The 16,963-nt window shown below is 33.0% G+C and carries 11 protein-coding genes; 6 read left to right on the forward strand and 5 right to left on the reverse strand.

The window, feature by feature from the left end:
- Nucleotides 1-32: 32 nt before the first annotated feature.
- Nucleotides 33-2,195, reverse strand: a complete 2,163-nt coding sequence (locus ACWJJT_RS09555) for a Tex family protein (RefSeq protein ID WP_462954554.1) — start codon at nt 2,193-2,195, stop codon at nt 33-35.
- A gap of 476 nt (nt 2,196-2,671) precedes the next feature.
- Between ACWJJT_RS09555 and proS the strand changes: the two genes are divergently transcribed.
- Complete coding sequence (gene proS / locus ACWJJT_RS09560) at nt 2,672-4,108, forward strand: proline--tRNA ligase (protein WP_462954555.1); 1,437 nt, start codon at nt 2,672-2,674, stop codon at nt 4,106-4,108.
- A gap of 246 nt (nt 4,109-4,354) precedes the next feature.
- The gene (locus ACWJJT_RS09565; RefSeq protein ID WP_462954556.1) at nt 4,355-5,695 is read left to right on the forward strand and encodes a Na+/H+ antiporter NhaC family protein; all 1,341 of its coding nucleotides are present in this window, start codon (nt 4,355-4,357) and stop codon (nt 5,693-5,695) included.
- Nucleotides 5,696-5,769: 74 nt separating this feature from the next.
- Here the strand turns inward: ACWJJT_RS09565 and aroD are convergent, their stop codons facing one another.
- A complete protein-coding gene (gene aroD / locus ACWJJT_RS09570) occupies nt 5,770-6,534 on the reverse strand; it encodes a type I 3-dehydroquinate dehydratase (RefSeq protein WP_462954557.1) in 765 nt (254 codons plus the stop codon).
- Nucleotides 6,535-7,244: 710 nt separating this feature from the next.
- Between aroD and arcA the strand changes: the two genes are divergently transcribed.
- From arcA to arcC, 4 genes are all read left to right on the forward strand, one after another.
- The gene (arcA, locus tag ACWJJT_RS09575) at nt 7,245-8,468 is read left to right on the forward strand and encodes an arginine deiminase (RefSeq protein ID WP_462954558.1); all 1,224 of its coding nucleotides are present in this window, start codon (nt 7,245-7,247) and stop codon (nt 8,466-8,468) included.
- A 38-nt stretch (nt 8,469-8,506) separates the two neighbouring features.
- Nucleotides 8,507-9,505, forward strand: a complete 999-nt coding sequence (argF, locus tag ACWJJT_RS09580) for an ornithine carbamoyltransferase (RefSeq protein WP_462954559.1) — start codon at nt 8,507-8,509, stop codon at nt 9,503-9,505.
- Between the two features lie 95 nt (nt 9,506-9,600).
- Nucleotides 9,601-11,013, forward strand: a complete 1,413-nt coding sequence (locus ACWJJT_RS09585; protein WP_462954560.1) for a basic amino acid/polyamine antiporter — start codon at nt 9,601-9,603, stop codon at nt 11,011-11,013.
- 217 nt (nt 11,014-11,230) lie between these two features.
- Nucleotides 11,231-12,181, forward strand: a complete 951-nt coding sequence (gene arcC, locus ACWJJT_RS09590; protein WP_462954561.1) for a carbamate kinase — start codon at nt 11,231-11,233, stop codon at nt 12,179-12,181.
- A gap of 202 nt (nt 12,182-12,383) precedes the next feature.
- Here the strand turns inward: arcC and prfB are convergent.
- The 3 genes from prfB to hpf form a co-directional block, all read right to left on the reverse strand.
- Nucleotides 12,384-13,491, reverse strand: a protein-coding gene (gene prfB, locus ACWJJT_RS09595) for a peptide chain release factor 2 (protein WP_462954562.1) whose coding sequence is annotated in 2 segments (ribosomal slippage) — nt 12,384-13,412 and nt 13,414-13,491 — 1,107 coding nt in all. Because the reading frame shifts where the segments join, the coding sequence is not laid out codon by codon here.
- 137 nt (nt 13,492-13,628) lie between these two features.
- Nucleotides 13,629-16,130 (reverse strand): preprotein translocase subunit SecA, encoded by a 2,502-nt coding sequence (secA, locus tag ACWJJT_RS09600; protein WP_462954563.1) that lies wholly within the window; start codon nt 16,128-16,130, stop codon nt 13,629-13,631.
- Nucleotides 16,131-16,328: 198 nt separating this feature from the next.
- Nucleotides 16,329-16,862 (reverse strand): ribosome hibernation-promoting factor, HPF/YfiA family, encoded by a 534-nt coding sequence (gene hpf / locus ACWJJT_RS09605; RefSeq protein WP_165413081.1) that lies wholly within the window; start codon nt 16,860-16,862, stop codon nt 16,329-16,331.
- Between the last annotated feature and the right edge of the window lie 101 nt (nt 16,863-16,963).

A 16,963-nucleotide genomic window follows, 5' to 3' on the forward strand; every position in this document is an offset into this window, starting at 1 on the left:
ATATAAATACAGTAAAATAAGCAACATATTAATTAATTATTTTTCATTGATAATGATATTCTTTTTCTTTTCTCATCAACTTCTATCACACTAACCTCTACTATATCGCCAACCTTAACCACATCCAATGGATGCTTTACAAATTTATCTGATAACTGGCTTATATGCACTAATCCATCTTGATGAACTCCAATATCAACAAAAGCTCCAAAGTCAGACACATTTCTAACAGTACCCATAAGTTTCATTCCCGGTTTAAGGTGGGACATTTGTACCACACCCGTTTTTAATATCGGCTTCGGTAGTTCTTCTCTTGGATCTCTCCCAGGCTTTTTAATTTCTTTAATAATATCTCTAAGAGTTGGAACCCCTATTTCCAATATTTGTGCAAGCTCATCTATATTAATATCTTTTAGCCTATCATCCAAATCTTTAAAGTTTAAAGTTTTAAGATCTTCTTTTGTATACCTTAAGAAATCCAATAGTTTTTTAGTAGCATTATACGTTTCTGGATGAATTGAGGTGTTATCTAAAAATTCATTACTCTCCATAACCCTTAAAAATCCTGCACATTGCTCATATGCTTTTGCCCCTAATCTTTTCACTTTTAATAATTCTTTTCTAGTTTTGAACTTACCATTTTCTTCTCTATACACTACAATGTTTTGAGCGATAGCAACATTTATCCCTGATATATAAGCTAATAAAGAGGGTGTTGCAATATTAAGATCTACACCAACTGCATTAACACAATCTTCAACTACTCCTTTTAAGGATTCATCGAGTTTTTTAGCTGCTACATCATGTTGGTATTGTCCAACTCCAATAGCTTTCGGGTCAATTTTCACAAGCTCCACTAATGGGTCTTGAAGTCTTCGCCCTATAGAAATAGCTCCTCTAATAGATACATCTATATCTGGATATTCTTTAGATGCAAGCTCTGACGCTGAATACACTGAGGCGCCTGCTTCCGAGACTATAACATAGTACAAATCTTTTGAACATTCATCCTTAAGTTCTTTAATTATCTGTGCTAAAATCTCTTCAGATTCACGACTAGCAGTCCCATTACCGAGTGACACTACTTCTACATTATGCTTAATTACCAATTTTTTAATAATATCTATAGATTTTTGAATACCGTCCTTACTGCCCGCAGTAGCGTATACTGTAGCTATATCTAAAAGCTTACCAGTATCATCTAGCACCGCTATTTTGCACCCTGTTCTAAATCCAGGATCAAATCCAAGAACTACCTTTCCTTTTATAGGGGACTGCATTAAGAGTGCCTTTAAATTAGCTTTAAATATTTCAATAGCGCTAGTTTCACCCTTTTCTGTGAGTTCGGCCCTTATTTCCCTCTCAATTGAAGGGAATATAAGTCTTTTTACAGAATCACCTATACTTAACTCTATATACTTATCAGTTTCATTGTTCCCTTTTAAACATTTAGTTCTTAAGTACTGGGTAATCTTATCGTTATCGGCTTTGATTTTCACAGAAAGTATCTTACTATTTTCGCCTCTATTTATAGCAAGAATTCTATGCGGCGGAATAGATTTAACCCCTTCTTTATACTCATAATACATTTCAAATGGAGTAGTATCATCAGAGCTACCTTTAGTTTCAACGTTTCCTTGATTATGTACTAACGCTCTAATCCACTTTCTGTAATCAGCTTCATCAGAAATCATTTCACTAATAATATCCCCAGCACCTTGAAGTGCGTGCGAAGTACTATTCACTGCCTTTTCTTCACTTAAGAATTTCTCTGCATACTCATTTATATCACCCTTAAACTCGCCGCATACAATAATTTCAGCTAACGGTTTAAGCCCTTTTTCTATTGCAATGATAGCTCTAGTTCTTTTCTTAGGCTTAAAAGGTCTGTATATATCCTCTATTTCTGTCAATGTCTCGCTTTTTTTTATTGACTCCTCAATTTCCGCTGTTAGTTTTTCTTGTTCACCGATAAGACGTACTACATCTGTTTTTCGTTCTTCTAAGTTCCTAAGATATATAAGCCTCTCTGTAAAGTTTCTAAGGATTATATCATCAAGTCCCCCAGTTCTCTCTTTTCTATATCTAGCTATAAAAGGAACTGTATTCCCTTCATCTAATAATTCAATTACACTTTCCGCCTGCTCTTTAGTTATTGAAAACTCTTTAATTAATCTGTTAGTTATATTTCCCATGTTTTTTAGCTATTTTTGTAAGTCACATTTAAATAACAAGTCACTATGATACTTTATTTTCATGTACCTAAATAGCTATTCCTCCTCACATAATTTATATTTTAAACTTAATGGACTAAAATCAACATATTTAATCATACCACGAATTCTATCCTCATATCTATAGACTATATAGAAATTTTTAGGAGAAATGTTTGAAAGGTTAATATGGTCTTGTTTTTTAACCCTTTGTCTTATATTGTCTTTTATAGTTCACACGTATATTATACCCTATATAGATTTTAAAAAATGATTTGTTAACAAAGAGCTAGCTTTCGATTATCTCTTTGTTAACCTCACAAGCGGTATTAATAATACTTACGAATTGTTTTCTTGACATATTATTATTTTTATTCTATGATTGATTTTATAGTGCCCTTTCACGGGTTTTTTTGTATTTATTTTTAAATATTTTATTGAATCGGAGGAAAATAATTATGGCAAAAGGAAAAAAATTTGTAGAATCTATTACCTCTATGGAGGAAGATTTTGCAAAATGGTATACCGATATTGTAAAAAAAGCGGAACTTGCTGATTATGCGAGCGTTAGAGGTTGCATGGTAATAAGACCTTACGGCTATGCAATTTGGGAAAATATTCAAAAAACGTTAGATCAAATGTTTAAAGATACAGGTCATGAAAATGTATATATGCCAATGTTCATTCCTGAGAGCTTACTTCAAAAGGAAGCGGATCATGTTAAAGGTTTTGCACCAGAGGTTGCTTGGGTAACACACGGAGGCAACGAACTACTAGCAGAGAGGCTTTGCGTTAGGCCAACTTCTGAAACATTATTTTGTGATCACTATTCAAAAATAATTCAATCTTACAATGATCTCCCTAAATTATATAATCAATGGTGTTCCGTTGTGCGTTGGGAAAAAACCACAAGACCTTTTCTTAGAAGTTCAGAGTTTTTATGGCAAGAAGGCCATACCGCTCATGCAACGGCGGAAGAATCAAAAGAGGAAACTCTTAGAATGCTTAATATATATTCAACCTTTTGTGAAGAAACCCTTGCTATTCCAGTTATAAAAGGTAAGAAAACAGAAAAAGAAAAGTTTGCAGGAGCAAATGAAACTTACACAATTGAAAGTTTAATGCATGATGGAAAAGCACTTCAATGTGGTACTTCTCATAATTTTGGAGATGGTTTTGCAAGAGCATTTAACATACAGTATTCAGATAAAACTGGTAAACTTGCTTATGTTCACCAAACTTCTTGGGGAATGTCTACAAGACTTATCGGGGCTTTAATTATGGTTCACGGTGATGATAATGGTCTAATACTGCCACCAGCAGTAGCTCCAATTCAACTTATCATAGTTCCAATTGCACCTCATAAAGAAGGCGTAATTGAAAAAGCTACAGAACTTAAAAATATATTATCAAAGCTTTCACGTGTAAAAATGGATATTAGCGATAAAATGGCTGGATGGAAATTTAGCGAATACGAAATGAAAGGTGTTCCGCTACGTTTAGAAGTTGGTCCAAAAGATATAGAAAATAATCAAGTAGTACTTGTGAGACGTGATAGCCGCGAAAAAATAATTGTTCCAATGTCAGAACTAGAAGCATTAGTACCCGAGATTTTAAAAGATATTCAAAAATCTTTATTTGAAAAAGCTAAAAATGCACAAGATACCCGAACCTTTAACGCAAGCACCGTAGAAGAATTAAAAGAACTTCTTGATAAAACTTTAGGATTTGTTAGCGCTCCATGGTGTGGAGAACTCGCTTGTGAAGAAAAAGTAAAAGAAGTAGCCGGTGCGTCTTCTAGATGCATGCCATTTAATATGCCAGAAGAAAAAGGCGTTTGCTTATGTTGTGGAAAACCATCTAAAGCTACGGTTATTTGGGGAAGAGCTTATTAAATTTAAATATAAAAGCGATTGGTTTATGCCAATCGCTTTTAGTTTTTTAAATTTATACCTTAATAAATCGCGATATAATTCTATACCCTCTTGGTAAATTGATTAAATCGTTACCTGTAGCGATGCAATATTAGCAACTTATGGTTATACTTTTTATTGAATACCTGTATTATTTTTGTTATACTAATGACAATAAATGAAATGCTTATAGGCTTAATTTAAATTTTTTTAAAGTAGGTGATGACAATGGATTTAATTATAGCTTTTATTGTTACATTTGCACTTTTAGTTTTGAGTGTTTTAAAAGGCATATTTCTTGCATATCCATTAATATCTGGGCTAATCCTCTTTATTTTAGTGGAGTTTAAAAGAGGAATTCCCCTAAAACGCTTGTTAAATATGTCTTTTAATGGGGGCAAAAAATCTCTCATAATTATAAAGATTTTTATTCTTATTGGGGCTATTACATCTATATGGATTGTCTCTGGCACTGTACCTGCAATAGTTTATTATTGTATAACTCTAATAAGGCCCAATATGTTTATTTTATCTGCATTCTTAACCAGTTGTTTCGTATCTTTTTTAATAGGTACATCTCTCGGAACGTCCGGTACAATAGGTGTGGCCCTTATGGTTGTTGCAAGAAGCGGTGGTGTAAACCTTGCTGCCACAGCTGGCTCAATTATTGCTGGAGCATACTTTGGTGATAGGTGTTCTCCTATGTCTTCTAGTGCAAGCCTTATTGCGTATCTTACAGAAACAGATATATATATAAATATAAAAAACATGTTTAAAACCTGCATAGTTCCCTTTGGTATTTCAATTATTTTCTACACTATAGTGTCAAGTATATTTCCCTTGCATAGTTCTGCAAACGGGATAAATAATGAAATAATTAATGCATTCTCTATAAATATAATTGTTTTGCTTCCTGCTTTGGTTATACTTGTTTTTTCAGCATTTAAGATAAATGTTAAAACATCTATGATTGTAAGCATATTAACGGCTTTTTTATTGAGCATCTTTATCCAACACGAAACCCTAGTACAATGCATAAAGTTTACTGTTTTCGGATATAACACAGACAAATCAAGTCCCCTTTACACGATACTTAAAGGCGGAGGAATCATTTCTATGCTAAAATCATCCCTGGTGATATATATAGGCTCTGCATTTGCAGGTTTAATAGAGGGAAGTAAAATGTTAGACAGTGTTGAAGCTATAACTTTGAAGGCAAATTCTAGGTATGGGGTCTTTCAAAATATAGTCATTTCAAGCATATTCACCGCTACTGTAGGCTGCAGCCAATCCGTTGCTGTTATGTTAACTCATATGTTAAATAAAAAGGCTTATGAGAAAAATGAACTAGATAACTCATTCTTAGCCATTGATTTAGAAAATACAGCAATAATGATTTCCGCTTTGATTCCTTGGAATATTGCTTTACTTGCTCCACTTACGATTTTAGGTGCTAATCTTTCCTGCATGCCATACCTCTTATATATATATATGGTACCTATAACAAATTTGATCTTAATCCGATTTAAATCAACTACTAGCAATATAGAAATAAATATCAATCATTAAATCATCTCCTGCGGAGCTGTAATATTAACGACTTCTGAAATGTCGTTAAATCATCCTATTGCATTCTAATTTTTTTACGTATTATTATGAAGTAATTGAATAGTTCTACGTAATTCTACTACAGCAATTTGACCTGGTGCAGAAGCCTTCTTGACTGCGCCAAATGTTAATGCAGAGCCAAATAATTCACCTGATAATCTACTAATAAGCCCTTTTTCTGCCATAGAAATTGTAATAATAGGGCCATTCGCATATCTTTCATTCATAATACGCGTTGCATCTAACAGTACAATCACATCCTCTGCACAAGTAGGCATTACTGCGATTTTAGGAATATCTGCACCTAATCCTTGAGCCTTACGTAATCGAGATATAATTTCTTCTTTCTCTGGCGTATTATGAAAATCATGATTAGATATAATAACCGCTACGCCATTTTCATGTGCTGATTCAACTAATTCTTTTATATCTTTTTCATCGTTAAATAACTCAATATCTATAACTTCAACAAGCTTTGTTTCAGAAATCAATCTATTTAATTCAAAATAAAATGCAGTACTAATCTCCTTTTGTCCACCCTCTTTAGCACTACGGAACGTAAAGATAATGGGCTTGTCAACTAGCACTTTCCTAATTGCTTGTAATGCTTTCTTAACTCTCTCTATATTTGTAGCGTTCTCGAAAAAATCTACACGCCATTCTACAACATCTAAGTCAATCCCTTTTAAAATTTCAGCTTCTTCTATAAGCTGTGGAATAGTTTCTCCAACCATTGGAACGCAAATTTTAGGTAAGCCTTCACCAATTGTAACATCCTTAATAGTAACTACTTTTTTCATTAATACCCACCCCATCAAAATAAATTGCGACACTAATTCTTTTCTAGATATAATACCAGTCATTACTAATATAGTAAAGGTTTCTTATTTTTTCTTCCCCCTATAAACTATTAATAAATCACTCAAAATCAAGGGAAAGAAAAGAACTTCGCCACCTCAATCTAATTAATTGTTATTTAATACAATAATCCCCTCATAGATGCCTTCCCGGAATTTAATTATTTTTTTTCTATCTCACATCATCACCTTTTATATATCAACATTATGAACATTTTGTAAACAAATAATATCATTAACGATTTCAGTGCGATATTATGATGAAAAATAGGTTTATATGCATAATTATTAACGCAATAACTAATAATATATAGGCTATGTAACCTTTATCTAGATATTGCTATACATTTATAGGTATAAATAACCAAAAAAAAGTTTTATGAATGTTTATACCTTATTTCTAGCATTATGCATAATAAACTAAAACATTATGAATATATATACACATAATCTAATATTCTAAATTTTCAAGCAGAAACATCCATAGTATTACCGAGTAAAATAAAGCTTAGCATAAATAAGCAGTGTTAAATCAATAACAAAGCTTACATGTACGATATATATGGAATTATAGTAGAATTCTCGGTTTTCCTTATATAAATGTACACTTTATAATGATGGCATAAACAAAAACGAATAGGGGGCTAAATTAAATGGAATCATTTATAAATGTAACTTCTGAAATAGGAAAACTTAATAAAGTAATGCTACATAGACCCGGTAGAGAAATAGAAAATTTAGTACCGAATCTTCTTGAAAGATTACTTTTCGATGATATTCCTTATTTAGAAGTAGCAAGAAAAGAACATGATATATTTGCAAAAATATTAAAAGAAAACGATGTTGAAGTTCTTTATTTAGAAGAACTTGTTACAGAAGCTTTAATTGAGGATAAAACAAAAAAAATATTTTTACAACAGTTTTTACATGAAAGCCACATTAGTAATAAAGAAATATATAAATCTCTTTATGATTATTTAATGTCAAAGCCTACAAGAGAAATGATTGATATACTTATGGCTGGAGTTAGAAAAAACGAAATAGCTGTTAAGGAGATTCATTCTCTAAGAGGATTAATAGGAACGCAGTATCCATTTTACTTAGATCCTATGCCTAATCTTTATTTTACTCGCGATCCAGGTGCTTCAATTGGAAATGGTATTACTATAAATACTATGCAAACTGAAGCTAGAAGACGTGAGACTTTGTTCCTAGAATTTATTCATGAATATCATAGCTCCTTCAAACAAAATGAAGTGCCCCTTTGGTATGATAGAAGCCTTCCAAGTAATATCGAAGGTGGGGACGAACTTATATTATCTGCCACAACCCTTGCAATAGGATGTAGTCAAAGAACTTCACCTGAAGCTATAGAAATTGTAGCAAGAAACTTGTTTGAAAAACATACTACTTTTGAAAAAGTATTAGTATTAGAAATTCCATCTAGTAGAGCATTTATGCATCTTGATACTGTATTTACTATGGTTGATTATGATAAATTTACAATACACCCAGAGATAGAAGGACCACTTAATGTTTTCGAAATTACAAAAGGTGTCAATGGACAATTAAATATTAAGCAAGAAAAAGATATATTGCAAAATGTATTAAAATCTGCATTAAAAGTGACCTCTGTTGATTTAATAAGATGTGGCGGTGGTGACGCTATTGTAGCAGCAAGAGAGCAATGGAACGATGGATCAAACACTCTAGCTATTGCACCAGGAAAAGTTATAACTTATGAACGAAATTATGTTACTAATGAAATTTTATCAAAACATGGTGTAACAGTACTCACAATGCCAAGTGCTGAACTTTCTAGAGGAAGAGGCGGCCCAAGATGTATGAGTATGCCACTAAATAGAGATAACTTATAAAAACAATATAATAACAACAATATTAGGAGGAATTTATTATGTTTAACTTAAGAAACAGAAACTTTTTAACTTTGATGGACTTTACTCCAAATGAAATAAACTACTTTTTAGATTTAGCTAGAGATTTAAAAAGAGCTAAGTATGCAGGTACAGAACAACAGAAATTAAAAGGTAAAAATATTGCGCTAATATTTGAAAAGAGCTCTACAAGAACAAGATGTGCTTTTGAAGTAGGAGCACTAGACCAAGGAGCTCATGTAACTTACCTTGGACCTACAGGAACTCAAATTGGTAAAAAGGAATCTGTAGCAGATACAGCTAGAGTTCTTGGAAGAATGTATGATGGAATAGAATATAGAGGATATGGTCAAGAAATAGTTGAAGAACTAGCAAAATATGCAGGAGTTCCTGTATGGAACGGATTAACAACTGAAGACCACCCAACACAAATTCTTGCAGATTTTTTAACTATAAAAGAACACTTTGACAAACCATTAAGCGACATTGTGTTTGTATATGCAGGAGATGGAAGAAACAACATGGCAAATGCATTGATGATAGGTGCTGCTAAAATGGGTATGGACTTTAGAATCGTATCACCAAAGAGCTTGTTCCCAGAAACAGCATTAGTTTCAAAATGTAATGAAATTGCTAAAGAAACAGGAGGAAAAATTACTATTACAGATAGCGTGGCTGCAGGAGTTAAAAATGCAGATGTAATCTACACAGACGTATGGGTTTCTATGGGCGAAGCAGACGAAGTATGGGCATCAAGAATAGAACTATTAAGACCATACCAAGTTAATATGGAAATGCTTAATAAGACAGGTAATAAAAACGTTAAATTCATGCACTGCCTACCAGCTTTTCATGATTTAAAGACACTTGTAGGTAAAGATATATTTGAAAAATATGGTCTTGAAGGTTTAGAAGTTACAGATGAAGTATTTGAAAGTACACATTCTATAGTATTTGATGAAGCAGAAAACAGAATGCATACAATCAAAGCAATTATGGTTGCTACGCTTGGAAACTAGCCTAAAATAATTATAAAATTAATTGGTGAGGGCAATATTATTGCTCTCACCAATTTAAAATATTGCTTATACATTAATCAAAAGGAGATTATAAAATGGAAAAGGATAAAGATAAGAAGTTAGGCTTGTCTCTATTAATTGCTCTTGGAGTTGGTTCCATGATTGGTGGGGGCATCTTTAATAGCCCAACTGACCTTATCGGTAAAGCAAACCCTCAAGCAGTAATTATTGCATGGGTAATTGGTGGGCTTGGCGTGGCATTTTTAGCACTTGTATTTCAATTACTTGCAAACAAAAGACCAGAGCTTACAGGAGGCATATTTACTTATGCAAAAGAAGGTTTTGGAGAATTTGTTGGATTCAATTCAGCCTGGGGATATTGGCTAAGCGCTTGGCTTGGAAATGTTGCATTTTTTATTCTTATATTTAAAACTTTTAATAGTTTAGTAGGTGACGTGAAACCTATAGTAACATTTTTATTAGCATCTGCACTATTATGGATAATTCACTATATACAAATGCGTGGAGTTAAGAGCGCCGGAGTAATAAATGCCGTTGCCACAGTTGCAAAAATCATACCATTATTTATGGTAATTGTATTTGGTCTTGCAATATTTAAATCCGGAACTTTTAATGTTGATAATTGGAAAACAATATTAGCTTCTACGGGGGGTTCCACTACCGTGTTCTTGCAAGTTAAAGGAGCAATGGGTACAATCTTGTGGTGCTTTATTGGTATTGAAGCTGCAACAGTGCTTTCTGAGAGAGCAAAATCTCAAAAGACTGTTGGTACAGCTACAATAATAAGTTTAATTATAACTTTAGTGCTTTATATACTGGTTTCAACAACAGCTATGGGAGTAATTTCAGCTAATACTCTCGCTAGTTCACAAACCCCTCTAGCAGATATGTTATCAATTACTGTACTTGGCAGTATTGGAGCTGTAATCGTTAAAGTTGGTTTAATTATTTCACTTATAGGCTGCTTAATTAGTTGGGTTATGCTTGCAGCAGAAATTCCTTATGTTGCGGCAAAAGGCGGCACAATGCCAAAATGGTTTATTAAACAAAATGACAATGGTGCTGCAGTAAATTCATTATTACTAACTGATGGCTTAACTCAAATATTTTTACTTTCGCTACTTTTACCGGCACTTCAGTCTGCATATGGTAGTGTATTTTTAATTTCTACAACATGTATTTTAATCCCATATTTACTTTCATCACTATATGCAGTTAAGGTTGCATTTGCAGATGGCCTAGGAGCTAAAGATAAGATAGTTTCTATATTAGCATGTATATATTCACTATATGTAATTTATGCAGTAGGAATAAATTACCTAGGAGCAGCAGTAATACTGTATGCTGTTGGCATATTTGTATATCTAAAGGCTAGGAAAGAAAAGAATAAACCTATTAAAGCAAACGAGAAAATAGGAATGGTAGCCATTATGGTAGTTGCAATCTTAATGATTATACTGCTTTCAACTGGCAAAATTCGACTTTAACGACATTTCAGAAGGAAAGTCTCCCACTTCTACAAGTTGGAGTTACATGCCCTAACAAATAGGAAACTTTAGTGGGAGTATAAATCTCCTTCTGAAGTCGTTAATATTGTAGCTCCGCAGGAGATGATTTAACCATTATTTCAATGAGATTTTATAAAATACCTTTAAATTGCTAAATAAATTATATTTTATATATAATATCAAAGGAGAAATGTATATGTCAAGAATAGTAATAGCACTTGGTGGAAATGCCCTTCAAGCAAATCCAAAGGACACTACAGCCGAAGCACAGTTAGTAACATCAATACAGACGTCAGAGGCCATTGTAGATTTAATCGAAGAGGGTCACGAGGTTATTGTTGCTCATGGGAATGGACCTCAAGTAGGTCAACTTGTAGCTACTTATGAAGCAGCTGCTTCTATAAATAAAAATAGCCCAATAATGCCTTTTCCTGAATGTGGTGCTATGAGCCAAGGTTATATAGGATATCATCTGCAACAAAGCATTAGATCAGAGATGAGAAAACGAGGAATAAATAAGGACGTTGCAACAGTAGTTACTCAAGTAATTGTTGATCAGAATGATCCAGGATTTAAGAATCCAACTAAGCCAGTAGGTTCTTTCTTTACGGAGGAACAGGCTAAGAAACTAATGATTGAAAAAGGATATATAATGAAAGAGGATTCAAATAGAGGCTGGAGACGCGTAGTGGCTTCACCACTTCCAATGGCTATAGTTGAAGAGCCTATTATTAAAACATTAGTTGAAGCTGGACATATTGTTATAACTGTTGGCGGTGGCGGTATACCTGTAATTGATAATGGAAATGGAAACCTTGAGGGCGTTCCAGCAGTAATAGATAAAGATTTTGCTTCTTCTAAAATAGCTGAATTACTAAATGCGGATGTATTAGTCGTACTTACGGCCGTCGAACAGGTTGCTATTAACTTTGGTACTCCAAATCAAAAGAATCTTTCAATAATAACTATTGAAGAAGCTAAAACCTATATTAAAGAAGGACATTTTGCTCCTGGTTCTATGCTTCCAAAAATAAAAGCGGCTCTTGCTTTCGTTGAAGCAAAAGAAGGCAGAAAAGCAATTATAACATCACTCGAAAAAGCTAGAGAAGCTATAAGCGGAGCAGCAGGAACAGTGATAACAAAATAATAAACTTTACATGTAAGTCATAAGATGAAAACGCTTATGACTTATACATAACAAACCTAAAAGATCCAGCAGAATATGCAATATATTCTGCTGGATCTTTTAGGTTCAAATACAAATGTGCCTGCATTTCTTTAACGACATTTCAGCTCCGCAGGAGATGATTTAATGGTACCAACCTTCTTTATTGTAGATACACCTGAAGTTATTTATTGTTCTGCCTTAAGTACGCCTCAATGAAAATATCAATATCCCCATCCATAACTGCATCTACATTACCCATTTCTGTATTAGTCCTATGATCCTTGACCAAATTATATGGATGAAATACATAAGATCTAATTTGACTTCCCCAACCATTTTCTTTCAAATCCCCGGTTAAGTCTTCTATTCTATCTTTTTTAGCTCTTTCCTTTAAATCTAATAATTTTGCCATAAGCATCTTCATCGCAGTTTGTTTATTACTATGCTGACTTCTTTCATTTTGGCACTGGACTACTATACCCGTAGGTATATGGGTAATCCTTATGGCTGAGTCAGTTTTATTTACATGTTGACCTCCTGCCCCTCCAGATCTATAAGTATCTATTCTGAGGTCATCAGGCTTTATTTCAACATCTTGATTATCCGTAAGCTCTGGAAGTACTTCACAAGATGCAAACGAGGTTTGCCTCTTACCATTTGCATTAAAAGGTGAAATTCTTACTAACCTATGCACTCCCTTTTCGGCCATTAAATATCCATAGGCATATTCGCCAGTTATTTTTAATGTCACTGCTTTGATACCTGCTTCATCAGATGGCTGATAATCTAAAACTTCGATCTTATATCCCTTCTTTTCACACCACCTTGAGTACATTCTATAAAGCATTTCTGTCCAATCTTGAGCATCACTTCCACCTGCACCGGTATGAAGCGTTAAAATCGCATTATTTATATCATAGTTCCCAGATAATAAAATTTCTATCCTGAACCTATCTGTATCCAGCATTAGGTCTTTTAATTCACTTTTCATTTCTGCTATAGAGGAATCATCTTCTTCCTCCTCACTTAGTTCAATTAGCACTTCCAAATCTTCTATCTTACTAATTATTAAATTAAATCTATCAATTCTATCTTTAATACCCTTAGCCTTTTGAGTAACTTGTTGTGCCGTTTTTATATCCTGCCAAAAGCTCGTCTCCTGCATCGTGAACTCAAGTTCTCTTAATTGTTTTTCCATAGATGCTACGTCAAAGAGACACCCTGATCTCTTCTACATTACTTTTTAATACGTTTAATTCACTTATTGCTTCTTCGATTAGTATTATCAATTATAGCACCTCTTTCATTATATTTGAAAAGGGATAAGCAGAATCAATTGCTCATCCCTTCCCAGTTGAAAATTGACAGTTATGTATTTCCAACTATTATTATCCATCGCGCGGTCGTCTGAAGTTATTAATAGATATTAACCTCTGCCACAACAATTTTTGTATTTTTTCCCTGAACCACAAGAACATTCATCATTTCTTCCTTGTTTAGTTACTTTTTTAATTGGCTCATTTTTAATGGAATTATCATGATTTGTTGATGTAATCTTAGAAACCATTTCTCTCTCAGGTGCTTTTTCTATTTGCACGTGAAATAAGTATTTAACAGTTTCCGTCTTTATATTTTCAATCATTTCAGTAAACATATCGCTACCTTCCATTTGGTAGGCTTGTGATGGATCCTGTTGCTTATAAGCTCTAAGTCCAATGCCCTGCTTTAAATGTTCCATCTCATCGATATGATCCATCCATTTACTATCCACTACCCTTAGAAGAATAACCCTTTCGACTTCTCTTATTTGTTCGTCACCAAAATTTTCTTCTTTTTGATCATAGATTTTTTTAGCTATTTCTAAAAGAGTATTTTTAATTTCCTCATTAGATGTTTTAGAAAGTTCTTCTATAGAAACCATACCCTTTGGAAGATATATTTCTTCAAGATAGTTAATAAGTTTTACTAATTCCTCATCAAAACTTTCCTCAATTCCACTAATATGTGAATCAACTGCAGTGAAAACAACATCTTGTATCATTTCTTCAATTTGATCTTTTATGTTTTCGCCTTGAAGAACCTCTGTTCTTTGTCTATAAATTATTTCTCTCTGTTGGTTCATTACATCATCATATTGAACAACATTTTTTCTTATATCAAAGTTATTTCCTTCAACTTTCTTTTGAGCACTTTCTATAGCACCACTCACCATTTTGCTCTCAATAGCGTCTTCATCAGTTAATCCTAATTTTTCTACAACCCCTTGAAGTCTTTCAGACGCAAATATTCTCATTAAATCATCTTCGAGTGATATGTAAAATCTTGAGCTTCCAGTATCCCCCTGACGACCAGAACGTCCTCTAAGCTGATTATCAATACGCCTAGATTCATGTCTTTCAGTTCCAATTATCTTGAGTCCACCAACTTCAACAACGCCTTCTTCAAGCTTAATATCTGTACCACGGCCAGCCATATTAGTTGCTATTGTAACCATGCCACGTGCTCCTGCATGAGATACTATATCCGCTTCTCTTTCATGATATTTAGCATTAAGTACTTGATGAGGAATTCCTCTTTTTTTAAGCATAGCAGATAATAATTCTGATTTTTCTATACTAACAGTCCCTACAAGAACAGGCTGCTTGTTCTTATAAGTTTCAACTATTTCATCTACTATAGCTTTATATTTCCCATTAACAGTTTTAAACACTAAATCTGCGTTATCAATTCTTGTTAATGGCATATTTGTAGGTATTACTATTACATCCAATCCGTATATTTCTCTAAATTCATTTTCTTCTGTAAGCGCAGTTCCAGTCATACCCGATAACTTATTATACATTCTAAAATAGTTCTGGAAGGTAATAGTTGCAAGAGTTTTTGACTCTTTTTCAATTTTGACGCTCTCTTTTGCTTCAATAGCTTGGTGAAGCCCATCGCTATATCTTCTGCCTTCCATGAGTCTCCCAGTAAACTCATCCACTATGATAACTTGACCATCCTTTGCCATATAATCTTTATCTTTTCTCATGATGAAGTTTGCTTTTAAAGCTTGAACTGTATGGTGCTGTATACCCATATTTTCCGCATCAGCATAATTCTCTAAATGAAAATATTTTTCCGCTTTATCTATACCAGCATTAGATAATATAACAGCACTAGCTTTTTCATCTATAGTATAATCTTCTTCCTTCACTAGACCCTTAACAAAATAATCTGCTACTTTATAAAAATCCGTAGATTTTTCTCCTTCTCCAGATATTATAAGCGGTGTTCTAGCTTCATCTATTAATATAGAGTCAACCTCATCCACGATTACAAAGTTTAATTTTCTTTGAACCCTTTCTTCTTTATAAACAACCATATTATCTCTTAAATAGTCAAACCCAAATTCGTTATTTGTCCCATATGTTATATCTGAATTATAGGCCGCTTGCCTTTGTGTTTGATCTAAATCATGAATAATTACGCCTACAGAAATACCTAAGAATTCGTGTATTCGTCCCATGTCATCGCTATCTCTTTTGGCAAGGTAGTCATTAACTGTAATTATGTGAACACCATTTCCTGTTAACGCATTCAAATATGAAGGAAGTGTAGCCACTAAGGTCTTTCCCTCACCAGTTTTCATTTCTGTTATTCTTCCTTGGTGCAGTACTATTCCACCAATTAGTTGTACTCTAAAATGCTTCATGTTAAGAACTCTCCATGAAGCTTCTCTAACCACCGCGAAGGCTTCAGGTAATATATCTTCTAAAGTCTCGCCTTTATCTAATCTAGTTTTAAATTCTTCTGTTTTTGATTTAAGTTCTTCATCGCTTAAACTAGTCATCAACGGATCCAATTCTTCTATTTTATCTACTGTTGAAATTATTCTTTTTATTTCTCTATCACTATAACTACCAAATAACTTTTCAAAAAATTTCATATTTTCATCCTCACTATTCATTTTAATAGTCCCTAAATATATACTTAAAATTATACCACTTAATTTGTTACTGTTCAACTTATACAAATTTATAAATTTTGTAAATTATCATTAATATTTTTTTCACTATACTTTTTTAGAATTTAAAAAAGGATTAAAGTAAGTAAATTTACTTTAATCCTTTAAATTTAATATATTTTAAAATTCTGGTTCTATCAAACCATAATTTCCATCTTTTCTTTTATATACTACATTTACCTCTGAACTACCATCACTCATATATACGAAGAAACTATGACCAACAAGTTCCATTTGAAGCACTGCTTCCTCTGCTGACATAGGTTTAAACGCAAATTTCTTCATCTTTACTATCTTAGGATCTATACCGTCATCTTCGTTCTTATCATATTTTGGTATACCTTGAAATTTAAGAGACGTTCCTCTATTCCTTTTTTCTAATTTTGTTTTGTTTTTTCTAATTTGTCTTTCTAATTTATCAACAACAATATCTAATGAGGTATACATATCTTCGTTTTGTTCTTCTGATCTTAAAATAACTCCATTAAAAGGGATTGTAACTTCTATTGTATGTCTATTTTTACAAACGCCTAATGTTGTCTGTGCTTCCACATCTGGACTAAAATACTTATCCAATCTTGCTATTTTCTTGTCTATAATATTTTTCAAGGCTTCTGTTATCTCTATATTTCTTCCTATTACTTTGACTTTCATAATTCCAGCCCCTCTCTAATATCTACATACTGCTTAATTACTAAGCATGATATATGTTTTGTATTTCAATTCTATTACTTTTAATTCTAAATAGCAACCAT

The sequence above is a fragment of the Clostridium sp. CM041 genome, from assembly GCF_055081035.1.

Coding starts and splice junctions, on each gene's coding strand:
- aroD (WP_462954557.1), bottom strand. CDS start 6,534: ATGAAAAAAGTAGTTACTATTAAGGATGTTACAATTGGTGAAGGCTTA.
- arcC (WP_462954561.1), top strand. CDS start 11,231: ATGTCAAGAATAGTAATAGCACTTGGTGGAAATGCCCTTCAAGCAAAT.
- secA (WP_462954563.1), bottom strand. CDS start 16,130: ATGAAATTTTTTGAAAAGTTATTTGGTAGTTATAGTGATAGAGAAATA.
- arcA (WP_462954558.1), top strand. CDS start 7,245: ATGGAATCATTTATAAATGTAACTTCTGAAATAGGAAAACTTAATAAA.
- ACWJJT_RS09585 (WP_462954560.1), top strand. CDS start 9,601: ATGGAAAAGGATAAAGATAAGAAGTTAGGCTTGTCTCTATTAATTGCT.
- ACWJJT_RS09555 (WP_462954554.1), bottom strand. CDS start 2,195: ATGGGAAATATAACTAACAGATTAATTAAAGAGTTTTCAATAACTAAA.
- proS (WP_462954555.1), top strand. CDS start 2,672: ATGGCAAAAGGAAAAAAATTTGTAGAATCTATTACCTCTATGGAGGAA.
- hpf (WP_165413081.1), bottom strand. CDS start 16,862: ATGAAAGTCAAAGTAATAGGAAGAAATATAGAGATAACAGAAGCCTTG.
- argF (WP_462954559.1), top strand. CDS start 8,507: ATGTTTAACTTAAGAAACAGAAACTTTTTAACTTTGATGGACTTTACT.
- ACWJJT_RS09565 (WP_462954556.1), top strand. CDS start 4,355: ATGGATTTAATTATAGCTTTTATTGTTACATTTGCACTTTTAGTTTTG.